The sequence below is a fragment of the Phormidesmis sp. 146-33 genome, assembly GCF_052939515.1.
Genome location: NZ_JBJPHU010000090.1, coordinates 1 through 16,827, shown reverse-complemented (window position 1 = coordinate 16,827; position 16,827 = coordinate 1). Strand labels below are relative to the sequence as shown.

Below are 16,827 nucleotides of genomic sequence, written 5' to 3'. Positions count from 1 at the left end.
TGAGAGATGTCTCTGAATCGATCGTTGCAGCCGAGTATCTTATCGAATTCAGATGAGTTTAGATGAATGATGGCGGAGTAAAAAGTTAATTCGTATAAAACGCATTCTGATAGAGGTCTGATACACAAGTGATGATGCTGGTGTGATTCAGAATGACGTTAGTTTCTCTTGGTCGATCGCTTGATTTAGCGATTCGTTTCTTCAACACAACGACAAAACTTTTCTACGTTCAACAAAACGCAAAGATCAACACTAACGGCTTCTTTGATCTCTGCCTTATTACAGATTGAAGTGCTAATGATTACACCTTACTCTGTGAGTGAAGTTTTATAAAGAGCCATCTCATTTGTGAGAACTGGGAGCTTCCCTATGAGCCAGACTACTCGATCGCAGAAATTAGCTCCTCCGGTTCCAATTATTCTCGTGATGCTGTTGGGCTTGGCAGGCTGTAGCGGTTTTCCTAGAGCGGAGGCAGAAACACAGTCCCGACCTGCGAGCGAAAAAGCAACGGCTGTCGATGTCGCGATCGCTCGTTCTGATTCGCTACAAAAACGACTGGAATATACAGGAACGACCAAACCCATTCGAGAAGTCTCAGTACGATCGCAGGTCGAAGGCCAGCTTCTCAGCCTAAATGTCGATGTGGGCGATCGCGTGCAGCAAGGTCAAACACTGGGACGATTGGATGATGCATTACTAAAATCCGCCGTGCGTCAAGCCGAAGCAGAATTAGCCGCTCAAGAATCAGAAGTCGATCGGGCCCTCGCAGACGTAATCGAAGCTCGGACTCAAGCCGGAAGCGCCCAGGCAGAACTTCAACAAGCCCAGGCAGATGCGGCCCGTGCCAGCAGATTAGCGCGAGAAGGAGCCATTCCCACTCAAGAAGCAGAACAGGCGCAAACCGAAGCCCGCACCGCACTCCAGGCACTACGATCGGCTCAGGCGCAAATCGGGGCCAGAGAGCGATCGGTGGCAACGGCTCAAAAAAGGGTGGCAGCCCAACAAGCCGCTGTCAATCAAGAAGCCGAGCGCCAGTCTTACACCACGCTAACTTCTCCCGTTACCGGGTCGGTTTTACAGCGCATCACAGAGCCAGGAAATCTTGCTCAAGCGGGAACTGAGATTTTGAGAGTGGGTGATTTTAGTCAGGTCAAAGTGTCGGTGCAGGTGTCAGAACTGGAGATCGGCTCAATTCGTGTTGGTCAGTCTGTCCAGGTGCGGCTGGATGCTATTCCCAATCAGGAGTTTGTCGGCAGAGTCACCCGCATTTCTCCGGACGCTGACGCAACAGCGCGACTAATTCCCGTCGAAGTGACCATTCCCAACACAGGGTCAAGAATCGGAAGTGGATTATTGGCGCGAGTCGATTTTTCACAGTCTGAAACTCAGCGCGTCGTCGTTCCTCAAACCGCAGTGCAAACGGCAGAAGCACAAAAAGAGGAACAAGAAAAAAGCACCACTGCAACCCTATTTACAATCCAAAAAGAAGGCGATCGTTCACAAGTGGTGGCACGATCGGTCAAACTGGGCAAACGCACCAACGGACAGGTTGAAATTCTGTCGGGACTCAAGCCTGGAGAGACGTTTGTGGCTCGGAGCAGTCAGCCGCTCAAAGATGGTCAAGTAGTGCGAACGAGTGTAATTTCTGAGCAGGAGCGATCATAATGCAGACCCCTCGATCGGGCTTTAGTCTTAGTGGCATTGCAATTCGTCAACACATTGGCACGCTGATGCTGACATTGGCAGTGATTGTAATGGGGTTCTTCTTTATTTCGACGCTTCAGGTTGATCTGTTGCCTTCGATTACTTATCCGCGAATTGGGGTGAGAGTCAACGCGCCGGGGATTTCTCCCGAAGTTGCTGTTGATGAAGTGACGAAGCCCTTAGAGGAAGCGCTTTCGGCGACAGAGGGCGTGGTGCAGGTCTATTCTCAAACGCGAGAAGGGCAAGTCAGCGTCGATTTGTTTTTTCGACCGGGTGGAAATATTGACCAGGCATTAAATGATGCAACGGCAGCTTTTAACCGAGCCAGAGGCAGATTGCCGGATACGATCGAAGACCCGACGCTATTCAAAGTAGACCCCTCCCAGCTTCCTGTTTATGAGTTAGCGCTGACTTCTGAATCTCTACGAGACGTGGATTTGCGCGTGTTTGCTGACGAAGAATTGGCGCGTGAATTGGGCGTGGTTGCGGGTGTGGCGGCGGTAGATGTGTCGGGTGGCATTGAGGAAGAAGTGCGGGTCAAGGTAGATCTCGATCGCCTTCAGGCTCAAGGCGTTGGGCTAACTGACGTGCTGAACGAACTGACAGACACCAATCAAGACATCTCAGGCGGGCGGATTTTGGGCAGTAACTCTGAACCCTTGACTCGTACGATCGGGCGATTTCAAAACGCTCAACAGCTTGAAAATCTCTCCTTTGCGGTCGGCAATTCTAGCGGTACTCAGTCCTCCGATTCAACCAACGCTCAAGCGAATACTCAAAGCAATGCTCAAACCAACGATCGCCGCGTCTATCTAAGAGACTTTGCAGAGGTGATCGACGGGACAGCAGAACAGCGAGTTTTTGCGTCATTAAATGGGTCGCCAGCCGTCAAAATTAGCGTTCAGAAGCAGCCAGAAGCGAATACGATCGAGGTGGTCGAAGGAGTCAAGAAACGGATCGAAGAACTGCGTCAGTCTCGGCTGATTCCTGAAGATGTGACGTTGACCTCAACGCTGGATGAATCTGTTTTCATTCGCGATGCCATTTCCAACGTGGCGACTTCTGGATTAATTGGGGCAGGATTAGCCGCGATCGCCGTTCTATTATTTTTGGGTTCGCTTCGCCAAACGTTTATTATCGTTTTAGCGATTCCCTTAGCGACGTTGGCGGCAATCATCATGATGGGATTATTTGGTTTATCGCTGAATATTTTTAGTTTAGGGGGACTGGCTCTGGGCGTTGGGATTGTTGTAGACAACTCGATCGTCATGCTCGAAAACATTGCAGAAGGGGCGGGCATGACACCCGGAAAAGACACGCGGACGCGGCTCACCTCTCGGCAATTGATTCAGCAGGCGGCTCAAAGTAGCCAAGAAGTGGAGTCTGCATTAATTGCCTCGACCAGTACCAACCTTGTTGCAGTTTTGCCATTTCTGCTAATCGGCGGATTCATCGCGCTACTGTTCAACGAATTGATTTTAACCATTAGCTTTTCTGTGGCCGCTTCGATTCTCATTGCTGTAACGGTTGTGCCCATGTTGACTTCTCGATTGTTGGCCATTCGCTGGTCGAGTCGGGTGGGAGAGTTTTGGCTGTTAAGGCAGTTTAATCGGCGGTTTGAAGATGCGACGCGCGGCTATGGTGGATTGCTGCATCGAGCGCTACGATCGCGCTGGCTAGTTATCGGTTTGACAGTCCTGATTTTGGGCGGCAGCAGTTTTTGGATGGTGGGCCAGATTCCTCAAGAAATTTTGCCCCGCATCAACACCGGACAAGCCAATCTGATTGCTCAATTTCCGCCCGGTACGCCGCTTGAAACCAATCGCAAAGTCATGAAAGCGACGGACGAAATTCTGCGCGCTCAACCGGAAACAGAGTACGTTTTCTCGACGATCGGCGGCTTTCTATTTGGCAGCAATACCAGTGAAAATCCGTTGCGAAGTTCCAGTACGATCACGCTCAAACCGGGGACAGATGTCGCTGCTTATGTGGCAAAAGCCACCCGCGAGTTGAGTCGATTAAATCTGGTGGATATTCGGTTGCGGTTGAGTCCAGGTCAGGTGCGCGGGGTGATTTTGAGTAACTCACCTGTTAGAGGGGCAGAAATTGATGTGCTGCTGCAAGGAGAAGACGAGCGAACCCTGAACCAAGCTGGGCGGCAGGTTTTGCAAGCTTTGGAACAACAGGCGACTTTGGCAAGTTTTCGACCCGACGCGGATCAACGTCAGCCAGAAGTACAAATCATCCCAGATTCAGAACGCTTAACGGCTCTAGGTTTAAACACTCAAGACATTGGGGATACGATTCAAACAGCGATTACTGGAACAGTCCCCACACAATTGCAGCGAGGAAACCGTTTGGTTGATGTGCGAGTGCAGTTGGATCAAGACTCCATTCGCAGTCCTGCTCAACTAGAACGGCTGCCACTATTCACTGAAAACAATCGTCAGATTCGGCTCTCAGATGTTGCGAGCATTCAAGAAGGACAAGCTCCCGGACAGGTACAACGCATTAATCAGAGACAGGTATTTGCGATCGCTGGAAACCTCACCGAAAATGCCAGTTTAGGAGAAGCGCTGGCTCAAGTTAATCAGGTGCTTCGATCTGTTAACTTGCCTCAAGGCGTGAGCGTGTTACCCAGTGCTGCGGCAGAAAGTAACCAACAGCTACAGTCCTCACTTCCCATTCTGGGTGGATTGGCAGCGTTCCTGGTGTTTGTTGTCATGGCGGTACAGTACAATTCCTTGATTGATCCTTTAGTGATCATGCTGACGATTCCTTTAGCGTTGGCGGGCGGAATTTTGGGATTGTATGTCACCAAGACTTCGATCGGTGCCACCGTAATCGTCGGCGCAGTTTTATTGGTTGGGATTGTCGTCAACAATGCGATCATTATGGTCGAACTTGCCAATCAGATTCGTGATCGCACGGGTGTCGATCGTCGCACTGCCATTTTAGAAGCGGCTCCCCAACGATTGCGTCCCGTTCTCATGACCACCATCACAACCGTACTGGGGATGTTTCCGTTGGCGTTGGGTGTCGGTCAGGGTGGCGAATTTCTGCGTCCCCTGGGCATCGTCGTATTCTCAGGACTATCCCTCGCCACGTTGCTGACGCTATTCATCATTCCTTGTTTTTATGTGTTGCTACACGAGTTATTCCACTGGCGATCGAGACGAAAACCCCCCGCCCTTGAGGAGATCGAAAGTAGTGAGCGATCGCCCGAAAAAGAGAAAGATTTAGTTTAGTGGCAGTTCGATGAAATCTTTCGCTACGGTTGATAATCCGGGCAGCCCCCTAAATCCCCCACGAGTAGGGGACTTTGAACGAGAAATATTGTCTCAAAGTCCCCCAAAATTGGGGGGTTGGGGGGCAGAAGTGCTGAATAACGAAGCGAGAAAACTACATCGAATTCACGTTAGTTTAATGACAGTTAGAGAAAGCGATCGGCTTCTAGAGTTCAAACAGCATTTTTAACCGTTTACGAATCCAGACGATCGGGTTCTGTTCGATATCGACTTCATCGAGGAGATCTAAATCTTTGAGAAGCTGTTGTCTCTGGGTCAATTCTTGTTGGCGCTCGGCTAACTTTTGAGCAATTAAGTCAGCAAGCCCGCGATGATTGGCTAACAGTTTTTGCATTCCGACTTGACTGACTACAAAAAGTACTGTGTCTTCTAAAGCGCGAACGGTTGCAGTGCGACGAATGCCCAACAGTAAAGACAATTCACCAAAAAAGTCACCGACATGCAGCGTTGTTAAATGCTTGTTGGCTCGTTCAGAAAACACCTCGATCGACCCTGAGAGAATGATATAAAACGAATCTCCTGGCTCATTTTCTCGAACAATAATTGAGTTTGCATCAAAGGTTTGTCGATAGCCTTGTTGGATAAGCTGTAGCAAATTGAGGTCAGTAAAGGTCTCAAAATAGCTCACTTGTCTGAGCAGTTGGCGCAGCGTTGACGGTTGCGAATAATAAGGAAGCGGCTCATTTAGGGTTGTCGCCATTTCACTAAAATCTGTCTCAGCAAAGTTTGGTGTAGCAGATGAGCGAATCGGGCGAAGCGACAAAACCTGACTGTTACTAAAGGCTCGAATTCCCTGTTGGCGAAACTCATATTCGATCGCAAATCTCAACCCACTGGCGATCGGGTCTTTAAATTTTGGTTGATTAATCCACACTAATAACTCCAAGCAGACTGTGCCATCTCCAAAGTCTTGTAGCCACACTTCTGGCGCAGGATTACTCAAGACTCTCGATTCCATATAAGCTGTTTTGAGCAGCAGTTCTGTCACCAGCAGCAAATCCGTTTCTTCAGCTACGCCAACTAGAATGCGAAGCCGACATTTGGGATCTTGGTGACTCCAATTAACGATTTTGTTGACGATGAAATTAAGATTAGGAACGATCACAGAAACGCCGTCATTCGTCTGGATCATGGTGGAGCGAATCGAAATTTTTTGCACCGTTCCGGTTAGTCCATCGACCTCTACAAAGTCTCCGACCTTAATCGGTTGCTCAAATAAAAGAGTCAGCCCACTGATGAAATTTTTTGCTAATTCTTGCAGCCCAAAGCCTAACCCGATGCCCAATCCACCCGCCAAAAATGTCAGCGAGTTGAGGTTAACGCCTGCCGTTTGTAAGATAATCACAAATCCGATCGCAGCGGCACTGTAGCTAATAATAGCCGCGATCGCTTCTCGACTGCCTTCATCGAGTCCCATCTTAAAAAGAATCCGCTTTCTCAACCAGTTTCGCAGCAAACGCGCCAAAATTGAGGTGACGATCGCTGACCCAATCAGAGTAGCGATTAAGCCCAGCGATACAATACTCTCTCCACCTCGCATGGGCGCTCCTTGAGACAAATCAAATAAATCAGCAAAAGAGACGAATTGCACAATTCTACTCAGCAGATTGGGGGACAAATGAGATGGACAACAGTAGACTGAACTCAACTGTAATGCGCTGAGACTCGGTTGGCAAATCACGGGTTTAATCAGTACAAGTGAATTAATGCCAATTCAACGCCTGTAAAAAGAGTCTGGATATGAGCAGATGAATCTTGTTTAATAGACAGGGTGATACCAGAAAAAATATGCTGTAATGCTAGAGCTAACGCCGATAATAAAGTAGCGAATCAGTAAAGGATCAATTTGACGCGCAAAATAAGCACTACTGTAACCACCAAGCAATGCCCCGATCGCCATCACACCCATCGATTTCCAGACAATCGTGCCTGCCAAACTGAAGTTGATGATTGCCGCCGCATTGATGCAGGTTGCCAGCCAGTTTTTCCAGCCGTTCATAGTGTGAATTGTGTCGAGTCCTCAGTTCTAAAACGGACAGCATGAGAATGCCGCCACCGCCCCCATAGAACCCACCATAGACCGCGATCGCAAACTGAAGCAAGACAATCACACCCAATGGAATCTGAATTCTGGCAGAATGATTTCTTTGTTTTTCTAGCCTCTGTTTTTCTAGCCATTTTGTAAGAGGATGAGCGATCGCAAACAACACCGTCGCAGTCAGCATCAGGTAGGGAATTAGAAATTCAAAAGCAGCTTGAGGAGTATGCAGCAGCAAATAGGAACCCCAAACGCCACCTACAATGCTAACCACGCTGAGAAGCAAAAATTGTGTTTTTTGGAATGGCAATTCTCGACGGTAGGCAACGCTGCTGGCAACGGTTCCAAACCACAAAGCGGCCGCATTAGTTGCGTTCGCAGCGATCGGAAGAATCCCTGTCATCATCAACGCTGGAAACCCGATCAAACCACCGCCTCCTGCAAGTCCATTCATCATGCCTGCGAATACACCAGCACTCACTAAAAACAACGCTGACGGTAATGATAATGGGTCAGTCATCTACTTATTTTTGGTGTAGGGTTTCAATGAAGGCTTTTCGCTTCGCTGGGCGTTGCTGATTGGAGGGATGACTCTGTGGGAAGTGTCCATCTTTTCGCCCCCTAAATCCCCCAAAATTGGGGGACTTTGAACCTTGGGGTTCCCGCCGTTTCGGGGCAATTCATCCCCTGATTCAGCAACGCCTCGCTTCGCTGTTAGCATCTTCTGCTCCCCAACCCTTTATTCTGGGGGACTTTAAGACAGATTAGGTGCCCAGTTAAGGAGACAACGATTTCCGGTTTGCTCAATGACAGTTGCGCCCAGACGTTTATAGAATCGCAGTCCGCGATCGTTCCTCGCATCCGCATTCCAGGCAAGATGAGTGCAATGGTTTTCTTGAGCAATCTGTACAAGATGATTCATTAAGGCGGCTCCTGCACCTTGACTTCTCATCGCTTCATCTACATACAAATCGTCTAGCCAAATACTCGGCTGTCCTGCAAACGACGAGTAGCGAAATCCATATAAAGCAAACCCGATCGCAACCCCCGAAACCTCTGCAAACAACACATAGGAAAAAGGGCAACAACCAAACAGCGTCTTATATATTTTTTCTTCAGACGATCGCAGATGACCAGAAAAAGCACCAATGTTGCGATCGAACTCAACCTTCTTTTTTAGAAACGCAAAAATCAATGACACATCGCTGGAAGTTGCTACTCTCACGTTCATAAAGTCCCCCGTTTGACTGCAATGATGCGAAGCCTGCGATAGTCCGCTGTCCAGTGGTCTGTCTTGTAAAGGATGGGACGCAATTCCTGCTCGACTGACTGAATCACCTGCAAACGCGCCTCATCTGAGAGCTTTTCTAAAAATCGACTGGCAAACATTTGTAGCCAATTTGCTAACCCATCTTCGCCCGTTAAGGGAGTGGGGCGATCGAACAACACTGCATAGGTCACATCAAATCCGTGTTGCTCTAATCGAGTCGTGTACTCGGCAATGCTCGGAAAGTACCAGTGATCAGAAGGCGTTGAGTGAATCGTTTCCAGGGCATGATAAAGTGCCCGCACGATCGCTTGTACGTTTCCTTTTCCGCCAAATTCTGCTACAAATCGGCCGCCCGATCGCAGCGCGTAGTAGACACTTTGAATTACACTGTCAGGGTTAGAAATCCAGTGTAGGACAGCGTTTGAGAAGACGGCATCAAAGGGACGATCGACTTGAAAATTCTGAGCATCTGCAACCAAAAATTTGAGGCCAGGGTAGTTGTGTTGAGCAGTCTCGATCATGGTGGGCGAGCGGTCAATTCCGACAACTTGAGCGTGAGTTGCGATCTGTTGTGTGAGTTGTCCGGTGCCACATCCCAGGTCTAGAATTCGTTCTCCAGGTTGGGGCGATAGCAATTCTATCAGTGATTCTCCAGATTGCCAGACGAATACATGTCTGCTTTCATAGAGGTTAGCGTTCCATTGGTTTCTTGGCATTGTTTTAGAGCGATCGAGTCATTCTCTCTAGCGTTCTCAGAATTGTTTTCTGTTGATAACTCTTACGATACGCAACTCAATCATGAATGTCCAATATATATTTCACACTCAACTAATACTTAAAAAATATGAGTCATACCTTGTATGTTTTCTTATACAAGCAAAGATCCCCAATTCTTTGAAGAAATCAGGGATCTCACTGCGGTTCGATCGCGCTAAAAATGACTGGAACAGTTAAACTTTGAACTTATCAGAAATCCGCTTCATCGCTTCTTCGACATTCTCGCGGCTGTTAAAAGCTGAAATGCGGAAGTAGCCTTCACCTGCGGCACCAAAGCCTGATCCAGGCGTTCCGACTACATTTGTGCTGTGCAACAACTTATCAAAAAAGTCCCAGCTTGACAGCCCGTTGGGAGTCTGAACCCACACATAAGGCGCATTGGTTCCCCCATAAACCTTTAAGCCTGCTGCCGTCAGTTGTTTGCGAATGATTTTGGCGTTTTCCATGTAGAAGCTGACGAGCGCCTGGATTTGCGCTTTTCCTGCCTCTGAGTAGACGGCCTCGGCTCCCCGCTGGACAATATAAGACACGCCGTTAAACTTGGTTGATTGACGACGATTCCACAGTTTCCAGAGTTCTACATCTGAGCCGTCTTTGGCTTTAGCAGTCAAGGTTTTGGGTACCACCGTCAGAGCGCAGCGAGTCCCCGTAAAGCCTGCATTTTTGGAGAACGATCGAAACTCGATCGCACAGTCTCTCGCCCCTTCAATCTCATAAATCGAGTGAGGCAAACTGGAGTCAGTAATAAAGGCTTCATAAGCTGCATCAAAAAAGATGATTGATCCATGCGCTTTTGCATAATCAACCCACGCTTGCAGATGTTCTTTAGTCGCCGTTGCGCCCGTCGGATTGTTGGGAAAACACAGATAAATCAGATCAACTTTTTGAGCAGGAATCTGAGCCGTAAAGTTGTTGTCTGCGGTAATCGGCAAATAGACAAACCCATCATACTCACCCTTTTCGTTGGCATCGCCTGTGTGACCCGCCATCACATTGGTATCAACATAAACTGGATAAACTGGATCAGTAACCGCGATCGTATTGTCATCGCCAAAGATATCCAAAATATTGCCAGAGTCGCACTTTGAGCCATCAGAAATAAAGATCTCAGAAGCGTCAATCTCACAGCCGCGCGATCGAAAGTCATGTTCTGCAATTTTCTCACGCAGCCAAGCGTAGCCTTGTTCAGGCCCATAGCCCTTAAAAAGGGAGCGATCGCCCATATCTTCGATCGCTTGGATCATCGCAGTCCGGCAAGCTTCGGGTAACGGTTCTGTGACATCTCCAATTCCCAAACGAATAATTTTGGCATCTGGGTTTGAGTCTGCAAACGCATTCACCCGTCGCGCAATCTCTGGAAACAGGTAGCCCGCTTTGAGCTTCAGGTAATTGTCATTGATAGTGGCCATAAGTCGATCGCTACGAACGTTGTACAACAGCTTACCGCAGCGCTACAGGCCTGATGATAGACCTTGCAGAATTTGGTCTAGACTCTGAACTTCATAAGGAAAAATAAAGCCCTTCAGAATTGGCAGCTTGGGGGGCAGAAGCGCTGAACACCGTAGCGAAAAAACTTCATCAAATTCACGTTAATGAATGCCCATTAATTGAGAGCATTGAGATTAGACAACTAAAAATCAAATTCCTTTCTCAAGCTGCAAAGACCAGTTTTGAGGCAGATTTAAGAGATCCTGCTTGCCCTTTGACATGACCCACAAAGCAGTGCGAGTTCTGAGACGGCCCACGACCACTCGATCGTTCTTCCATTCTTCTACCAGTAGCTCATCGGGAGCGATCGCCGTATCAATAATAAAGTCGTCCAGCCCCGACACCGTACCACAATAGGAACCCGCATCCTTTAGCGAAATCTGAAAAAATTCGGTCGCATTGTACCCTGGAGGCAAAACAAAAATGCCGTAAACCTGATGCCGTCCTCGCCAGGGTTTTACCATTACCTTAGTCGGATGAATAGTTTTAGCGTTATTAATAGTATTTGGCTGTGTAACTAAGTCGGGGCACTCAGAGATCAGACCAGGCCTTTGTAGATACTGACTATACCTTTGAATAGAGTGAACGCTCCGAGGAAAGCCCAACAACGCTGACGCACCTAGAACAATTAATGCCGCAAGGAAAACTCGTTTTATCATCACTCCCCTGTCAAATCACTGCAATATGAGAAGCCCAACATAAATTTTCTGGCGTTGCTGATTGGAGGGATGAATCTGTGGGAAGTGTCCATCTGTTCGCCCCCCAAATCCCCCAAAATTGGGGAACTTTGAACCTAACGCCAATTTTCTCTATGTTAAATGAATTTGCTTCTCTACCCTGTGTACTTTAATACTTCAATTTGGAATTCATGTCACGTTCCTATTAAGTTGAAGTGAAACTTAGAGCGTGCTGACTAGATAGCGTGTTCTTTCAACACTTCGAGAGGAACAACTTTGAGAGCAGCTTCGTGGGTGGCTGAAAGCACGATCGGAGGAGCAAACCCAGCATTCAAAGCCTCCTTCCAGCGCGAAACACAAAGGCACCATCGATCGCCCGACTTGAGTCCTGGAAATTCATACATCGGCATCGGGGTGCTGAGATCGTTGCCCTGCGATTTTGTATAGCTCAAAAAGTCATCCGTCACTTGAGCGCAAACGACATGAGTTCCCACATCTTGAGGCCCCGTCTCACAGCAGCCGTTGCGAAAAAATCCGGTCATTGGGTCGATCGAACAACTCTCCAACGTTCCGCCTAATACATTCTTTGCGTCTGTCATCATGACTCCAGGGGTAATCAGAAAGAAAAGCTTCTCACCCATTGTAGAAGAACTTATTTAGGATAACGCCGATCGAGGCTTCCGCAGCCCTCGTCAGTTTGCCCAACGTGATCCACTCCCTCTAATATAAAGAGCTAAATCTTCTCAGCCCATGTGGATCAAAAACTCTCAGGTCTAAAAAATATTTAAATTTAATAGAAATCTCCTAGTCGACGGTGAACGATCGCTAACCTGGTTTAATGATTCAACTAGTCGATCACTAATAACCTTATGGAGCTTGATAGAGGTTGATGAACATGAGCATCACTCTACGGGACGCAAATCTGTCTCAAGCAGCAAAATCGTCGTCTCATAGCCAATTCTGCCCATGTCGGGTTCTGGCCCCATTGCCATCTCGATCTTATATGACCAGCTACCCGAATCTGGATAATGACTTCTGACTTTGCCCTCACCGCCCACAAACTGCACAACTTGGTCGGGGTTGAATTTGGGAGAAGCAATCATATTGAGAGACCTCATAACCGACTCCTTAACTGGATTGAAGGATTAGCTTCTCTCATTCAATGTAGCGATTGAGATAAAGCCGAATCTTGGATTGACTCAATCTAAAAAGAAATGCACCCTAATTCCTCTGCCAAGAGTTGAAATTGTCGATCGCCTTTATCGTCCTCAAGAGACAGTTTATTCGACCTACTCAAATTCGATAGTCCACCTTAGTCAATAAGACATATATCTAATCAGACTGAACCTCTACCACTACCGAAGCCGCTTCAAAGTACTTACAAAACTCAGTCAAAAGCGACAGCTCCAACTTGCGGGTTAGTCTTCTCAGCTTTTGCAACTCTGCCTCTGTAAAATCGAACTCAGAAAGGTCGATCGTCGCTGTGATCAAAGTAGGCTCAGATTCAGCGTCACCGGGGCGTTGCATCAACAAAAAGAACTCCTCTATCAGTGCCAGATTGCTAACGTTTGTCATGACGTAATGCTGAATGGGACAGTGAGAAATTGTTCTAGAAATCAAGCAGAACAAAATGAATAAGCAGAGGTTTGCCTGTAGATAAACATATTAAAGTTCATCTACTGTCTTTCCAAAAACGACTACTACATTCGTATAAATACTGAATTGGTAGTTTCCTTAAAGACTCAGACTGATGCTAACTTTTTGCGCGCTCTTCAGTTTCTGCCTTTGGATAGAATACTAATACTTCAAGATAAGTAGCGTGAATTCCGGCAAAAATACGCTGTTAGATAGAGTATTCATTTTCTTTAGACATAGACCGCTCCTAAATTCGATCGCCTTCAAAATGCTCCGGACTTACCCCTCGATTGCTGTTTAATAAAACGTAAATTCAATAAAAACTCGCCTTGGGCATCGATTCGAGTTATTCCTCAAATTCCCCACTCTGTAAGAAGCCTTGAACTAGAACTCTTCTCTTAAAGTCCCCCAAAATTGGCAGCTTGGGGCGGAAGTGCTCGATAACGAAGCGAAAAATCTTCATCAAACTCGATTTACTTGGTTCACACAACAAGCAGCTTCTAACACCTTCAGGATTGAACAAATTTTGGTTACAACCTATTTCCTACTGACTTCCTCCATCCATCCCTTAAAATCAAGCTTTGTCGCAAATGGAATCTAATTTTGATAGCCTCCTCTCTATCGTCTCTACTCACGCTCACCCTTTGGGATAAAACGAGTGGCACCTGGATCAATGTCGTCACTGTGATTTTGGGAACGACGATCGGACTCTTCGCCAGAGGCAGCCTGCCCACTCGAATGCAGCGCATCATTACCCAGGGATTAGGACTGCTGACCGTGTTTCTAGGCATCACCATGGCCAACAGCCTGCTCAAAGTTCAAGTAGGGCGAGTTGACGGAGTAATTTTGGGATTGTTGGCGATCGTACTAGGCGGTCTTTTGGGTGAATGGGGACGGATTGAAGCCCAACTGCAAAAACTGGGGAATCTCCTGAGAGATCTCTTTAAGGGAGGCGGCAGTTTTACAGAAGGATTTGTCGCTGCCAGCTTGTTATTTTGCATCGGGCCGCTGGCCATTTTGGGCAGCCTCAAAAATGGTTTGTCAGGAGACAACACGCTCCTATCAATCAAGTCGGCAATGGATGGGTTAGCGTCGATCGCATTCAGCAGCAGCTATGGAATCGGGGTGGGGTTTAGCGCGATTGCACTGCTGATTTATCAAGGCGGACTGTCTCTGTTTGCCGGATTGTTGGCTCAAGTGCTGCCCGATCCCGTCAATGCGCCCCAGGTTTTACTCACCTCCGGAGTCGGCGGACTGATGATTTTGGGATTAGGTTTAAATCTGCTAGAAGTCACAACCTTAAGCATTGCTGCATTTCTTCCTGCCCTCGTCTTAGCACCGTTGTTCTATACGATCGCTCAACGCTTGGGTTAATCATCCGCAAACGAGTTGGTCAACAAAGTCTGACTCAGTTGGGTAGCGTTTAGGTCTCCTTGTGCGATCAGATTTGACAAGCTAGAAAGACCTCTAAGGTGAGAACTTGGGAATGGATCTGGCCAACGGGAAAATAAATTTTTTAAGAATTGATTCTAAATTCTAAAATGTCTCTATAATTGACGACGATGGTCATGATGATGATAGGTTCATCAACGGCTCAAGAGACTAAAAGTTAAACTAATAATCTCAACCAGCCAATACCCCAGGTCAAGTTTTAGGGTTAAAAAACCTGTTGTCAGGGAATACCAGAGTTAAGTAGTCAACGTCATTTAAACAATAGGAACAGAGCAATGGTCACAACCAAAAGGAGATCACCCACGTCAACGCTAGTCTCGAAGGGTTCGATCGATCAAGCCGCTTCGATATTAGAAGACTTGCCGGAAAAGCCGAAAGAAATTTGGTCATTGCGCGAAGCAATCGATTTGCTCAAAGATCAGATCTCGGCAGCACTCGATCGGGGGTATAGCTACGCAGAAGTTTCAAAGATGCTAACGGAGAAGGGAGTCGAAATCAGTCCGTCAACGCTAAAGTATTATCTTTCTTCTGCCCGCAAAGATAAAGATGGAACCAAGCCGAAAACACGCAGAAGACGCAAAAGCCAAAACTTAAGTGTGTCTCCCGAAACGCTAAATCTACAAAACGGCGCATCTGCCCCCGAAAAAGAACCAGCCCCGGCTGAGGCCCCCGCAAAACGCACGAGAGGGGCTTCTACCAAGGCTGCTGCTGCGACCAAATCGCCCGTCAAGACAACGACCACCAAAGCAAAGCCCGCTGCCACCAAAACAAAAGCGGCTCCCAAAGCGACGACGACTAAAACGCCTTCGACCAGAGGCCGCAAAAAAGCAGCAGGTTGATCAGAGGGCGGTTGACCTTTCGTTGAGGCTGACCGTTTTCTAAAGTTCTGTTCCTACCCGTAGGGGCGTGGATTGTCATGCCTCTATCAAGCTTTCCTGAACGATCCACAAATCAATATTTGATAACCCTGCAACCATCGTCAGGGTTTTTTGTTATATGTAGACCCTATGACCCTGTAATGAGCGGTTGAAATTTACTTCAGAAGACAGCCAAAAAACTACGTTTAGTCCATCTGCTTAGTTTGTTAATAGTTTGTTGATAGAGGAACTTTCTGATGACAACGATCGACCTTCCTGACAGTCTCGATGCGTTCTGGATGCCCTTTACGGCCAATCGCCAATTTAAAGCCAAGCCTCGCTTAATGGCTGCTGCAAAAGGAATGTACTACACGACGATCGACGATCGCCAGGTGTTAGACGGAACGGCCGGGCTGTGGTGTGTCAATGCAGGGCACTGTCGCGAAAAAATTGTCGAAGCGATCCATCAGCAAGTCTCTACTTTGGATTTTGCGCCGACCTTTCAGATGGGCCACCCGGCTCCGTTTGCGTTAGCCGATCGCTTGGCAAAAATGCTGCCCGGTGATTTGAATCATGTGTTTTTTACAAACTCTGGATCAGAAGCGGTCGATACGGCCCTCAAAATTGCGTTGGCTTACCATCGAGTTCGGGGAGAAGGCACTCGGACGCGCTTGATTGGTCGAGAACGGGGATATCACGGCGTTGGCTTTGGCGGCATCTCAGTCGGCGGCATTGCGCCCAATCGTAAGTTTTTTGGCAGTCTGCTTCCCGGTGTCGATCATTTACCGCATACGCACAATTTAGAACAAAACGCTTTTAGTCGAGGTGAGCCGCTGTGGGGTGCCCATCTTGCCGACGAGTTAGAGCGCATTGTCACCCTGCATGATGCTTCTAATATTGCCGCTGTGATTGTCGAACCTGTTGCCGGATCAACGGGCGTTCTGATTCCGCCTCAAGGCTATTTGCAGAAGCTCAGAGCCATTTGTGATAAGTACGGCATTCTCCTAATTTTTGACGAAGTAATCACGGGGTTTGGTCGTCTGGGCACCGGATTTGCGACCGACTATTTTGGCGTGATTCCTGACTTAATTACTGTCGCTAAGGGAATTACAAATGCCACGGTTCCAATGGGAGCAGTATTTGCGCGAGATGGCATTTACGACGCTTTTATGAATGGGCCAGAGAATGCGATCGAACTCTTCCACGGGTACACCTATTCCGGCCATCCGCTCGCCTGTGCCGCCGCGCAAGCCACATTGGATATTTACGAAGAAGAAGGACTGTTCGATCGCGTCAAAAATTTAGCTAGCTATTGGGAAGACGCGGTGCATTCTCTCAAAGGGTTGCCAAACGTAATTGACATCCGCAATATCGGGCTGATTGCTGGCATCGAACTTGCACCCATTCTTAACCAACCTGGAGTTCGGGCTTATAACGCGATGGTCAGTTGTTTTGAGCAAGGACTACTCGTTCGCAACACCGCCGATATTCTAGCCCTGTCGCCTCCATTGATTATCGAGAAATCACACGTCGATCGATTGATCGAGATTCTCAGCAATGTTCTCAAGCAGGGATGAGGGATGAGGGATGAGGGATGAGGGATGAGGGATGAGGGATGAGG

Annotated in this window: 15 protein-coding genes; 5 read left to right on the top strand and 10 right to left on the bottom strand. The window is 47.8% G+C overall.

Annotated elements, in window-relative coordinates; genetic code table 11:
- The first annotated feature begins 369 nt into the window (after positions 1 to 369).
- Together ACJ2PR_RS26350 and ACJ2PR_RS26345 are read left to right on the top strand one after the other, a co-directional pair.
- The gene (locus tag ACJ2PR_RS26350) at positions 370 to 1,665 is read left to right on the top strand and encodes an efflux RND transporter periplasmic adaptor subunit (protein WP_446879187.1); all 1,296 of its coding nucleotides are present in this window, start codon (positions 370 to 372) and stop codon (positions 1,663 to 1,665) included.
- Positions 1,665 to 4,952: an efflux RND transporter permease subunit gene (locus ACJ2PR_RS26345; RefSeq protein ID WP_446879186.1), complete on the top strand. Its 3,288-nt coding sequence runs from the start codon at positions 1,665 to 1,667 to the stop codon at positions 4,950 to 4,952. Before ACJ2PR_RS26350 ends, ACJ2PR_RS26345 begins: the two co-directional genes overlap by 1 nt.
- A 205-nt stretch (positions 4,953 to 5,157) precedes the next feature.
- Here ACJ2PR_RS26345 and ACJ2PR_RS26340 read toward each other — a convergent pair whose 3' ends face one another.
- The 10 genes from ACJ2PR_RS26340 to ACJ2PR_RS26295 all read right to left on the bottom strand — a co-directional run bounded on the left by ACJ2PR_RS26340 (position 5,158) and on the right by ACJ2PR_RS26295 (position 12,837).
- The gene (locus ACJ2PR_RS26340; protein ID WP_446879185.1) at positions 5,158 to 6,603 is read right to left on the bottom strand and encodes a mechanosensitive ion channel domain-containing protein; all 1,446 of its coding nucleotides are present in this window, start codon (positions 6,601 to 6,603) and stop codon (positions 5,158 to 5,160) included.
- Positions 6,604 to 6,771: 168 nt separating this feature from the next.
- Positions 6,772 to 6,960, bottom strand: coding sequence for a hypothetical protein (locus ACJ2PR_RS26335; RefSeq protein ID WP_446879195.1), 189 nt, complete (start codon positions 6,958 to 6,960; stop codon positions 6,772 to 6,774).
- Positions 6,878 to 7,570 (bottom strand): TSUP family transporter, encoded by a 693-nt coding sequence (locus ACJ2PR_RS26330; protein ID WP_446879184.1) that lies wholly within the window; start codon positions 7,568 to 7,570, stop codon positions 6,878 to 6,880. The genes ACJ2PR_RS26335 and ACJ2PR_RS26330 overlap by 83 nt, the downstream gene beginning before the upstream one ends.
- A 234-nt stretch (positions 7,571 to 7,804) precedes the next feature.
- A complete protein-coding gene (locus ACJ2PR_RS26325) occupies positions 7,805 to 8,281 on the bottom strand; it encodes an N-acetyltransferase family protein (RefSeq protein ID WP_446879183.1) in 477 nt (158 codons plus the stop codon).
- Positions 8,278 to 9,036, bottom strand: a complete 759-nt coding sequence (locus ACJ2PR_RS26320; RefSeq protein ID WP_446879182.1) for a class I SAM-dependent methyltransferase — start codon at positions 9,034 to 9,036, stop codon at positions 8,278 to 8,280. Before ACJ2PR_RS26320 ends, ACJ2PR_RS26325 begins: the two co-directional genes overlap by 4 nt.
- A gap of 234 nt (positions 9,037 to 9,270) precedes the next feature.
- A complete protein-coding gene (locus tag ACJ2PR_RS26315) occupies positions 9,271 to 10,506 on the bottom strand; it encodes an LL-diaminopimelate aminotransferase (RefSeq protein ID WP_446879181.1) in 1,236 nt (411 codons plus the stop codon).
- A gap of 228 nt (positions 10,507 to 10,734) precedes the next feature.
- Positions 10,735 to 11,049 (bottom strand): hypothetical protein, encoded by a 315-nt coding sequence (locus ACJ2PR_RS26310; protein WP_446870278.1) that lies wholly within the window; start codon positions 11,047 to 11,049, stop codon positions 10,735 to 10,737.
- A 449-nt stretch (positions 11,050 to 11,498) separates the two neighbouring features.
- Positions 11,499 to 11,903 carry a DUF2237 family protein gene (locus ACJ2PR_RS26305; protein WP_446879180.1) on the bottom strand — a complete coding sequence of 135 codons (405 nt, stop codon included), beginning with the start codon at positions 11,901 to 11,903 and terminating at the stop codon, positions 11,499 to 11,501.
- Between the two features lie 261 nt (positions 11,904 to 12,164).
- Positions 12,165 to 12,380, bottom strand: a complete 216-nt coding sequence (locus ACJ2PR_RS26300) for a hypothetical protein (protein WP_446858683.1) — start codon at positions 12,378 to 12,380, stop codon at positions 12,165 to 12,167.
- A gap of 214 nt (positions 12,381 to 12,594) precedes the next feature.
- Positions 12,595 to 12,837, bottom strand: a complete 243-nt coding sequence (locus ACJ2PR_RS26295; protein ID WP_446879178.1) for a hypothetical protein — start codon at positions 12,835 to 12,837, stop codon at positions 12,595 to 12,597.
- 663 nt (positions 12,838 to 13,500) lie between these two features.
- Here ACJ2PR_RS26295 and ACJ2PR_RS26290 point away from each other — a divergent pair.
- From ACJ2PR_RS26290 to ACJ2PR_RS26280, 3 genes are all read left to right on the top strand, one after another.
- A complete protein-coding gene (locus ACJ2PR_RS26290) occupies positions 13,501 to 14,271 on the top strand; it encodes a DUF554 domain-containing protein (protein ID WP_446879177.1) in 771 nt (256 codons plus the stop codon).
- A gap of 353 nt (positions 14,272 to 14,624) precedes the next feature.
- Positions 14,625 to 15,188 carry a hypothetical protein gene (locus tag ACJ2PR_RS26285; protein WP_446870274.1) on the top strand — a complete coding sequence of 188 codons (564 nt, stop codon included), beginning with the start codon at positions 14,625 to 14,627 and terminating at the stop codon, positions 15,186 to 15,188.
- Positions 15,189 to 15,463: 275 nt separating this feature from the next.
- Positions 15,464 to 16,783 (top strand): aminotransferase class III-fold pyridoxal phosphate-dependent enzyme, encoded by a 1,320-nt coding sequence (locus ACJ2PR_RS26280; protein WP_446879176.1) that lies wholly within the window; start codon positions 15,464 to 15,466, stop codon positions 16,781 to 16,783.
- The last annotated feature ends 44 nt before the right edge of the window (positions 16,784 to 16,827 follow it).

Bases quoted from the DNA above. Each gene is read 5' to 3' on its own strand.
- ACJ2PR_RS26295 (WP_446879178.1), bottom strand. From the start codon at position 12,837: ATGACAAACGTTAGCAATCTGGCACTGATAGAGGAGTTCTTTTTGTTG.
- ACJ2PR_RS26330 (WP_446879184.1), bottom strand. From the start codon at position 7,570: ATGACTGACCCATTATCATTACCGTCAGCGTTGTTTTTAGTGAGTGCT.
- ACJ2PR_RS26315 (WP_446879181.1), bottom strand. From the start codon at position 10,506: ATGGCCACTATCAATGACAATTACCTGAAGCTCAAAGCGGGCTACCTG.
- ACJ2PR_RS26350 (WP_446879187.1), top strand. From the start codon at position 370: ATGAGCCAGACTACTCGATCGCAGAAATTAGCTCCTCCGGTTCCAATT.
- ACJ2PR_RS26280 (WP_446879176.1), top strand. From the start codon at position 15,464: ATGACAACGATCGACCTTCCTGACAGTCTCGATGCGTTCTGGATGCCC.
- ACJ2PR_RS26305 (WP_446879180.1), bottom strand. From the start codon at position 11,903: ATGGGTGAGAAGCTTTTCTTTCTGATTACCCCTGGAGTCATGATGACA.
- ACJ2PR_RS26325 (WP_446879183.1), bottom strand. From the start codon at position 8,281: ATGAACGTGAGAGTAGCAACTTCCAGCGATGTGTCATTGATTTTTGCG.
- ACJ2PR_RS26345 (WP_446879186.1), top strand. From the start codon at position 1,665: ATGCAGACCCCTCGATCGGGCTTTAGTCTTAGTGGCATTGCAATTCGT.
- ACJ2PR_RS26285 (WP_446870274.1), top strand. From the start codon at position 14,625: ATGGTCACAACCAAAAGGAGATCACCCACGTCAACGCTAGTCTCGAAG.
- ACJ2PR_RS26320 (WP_446879182.1), bottom strand. From the start codon at position 9,036: ATGCCAAGAAACCAATGGAACGCTAACCTCTATGAAAGCAGACATGTA.
- ACJ2PR_RS26300 (WP_446858683.1), bottom strand. From the start codon at position 12,380: ATGAGGTCTCTCAATATGATTGCTTCTCCCAAATTCAACCCCGACCAA.
- ACJ2PR_RS26310 (WP_446870278.1), bottom strand. From the start codon at position 11,049: ATGGTAAAACCCTGGCGAGGACGGCATCAGGTTTACGGCATTTTTGTT.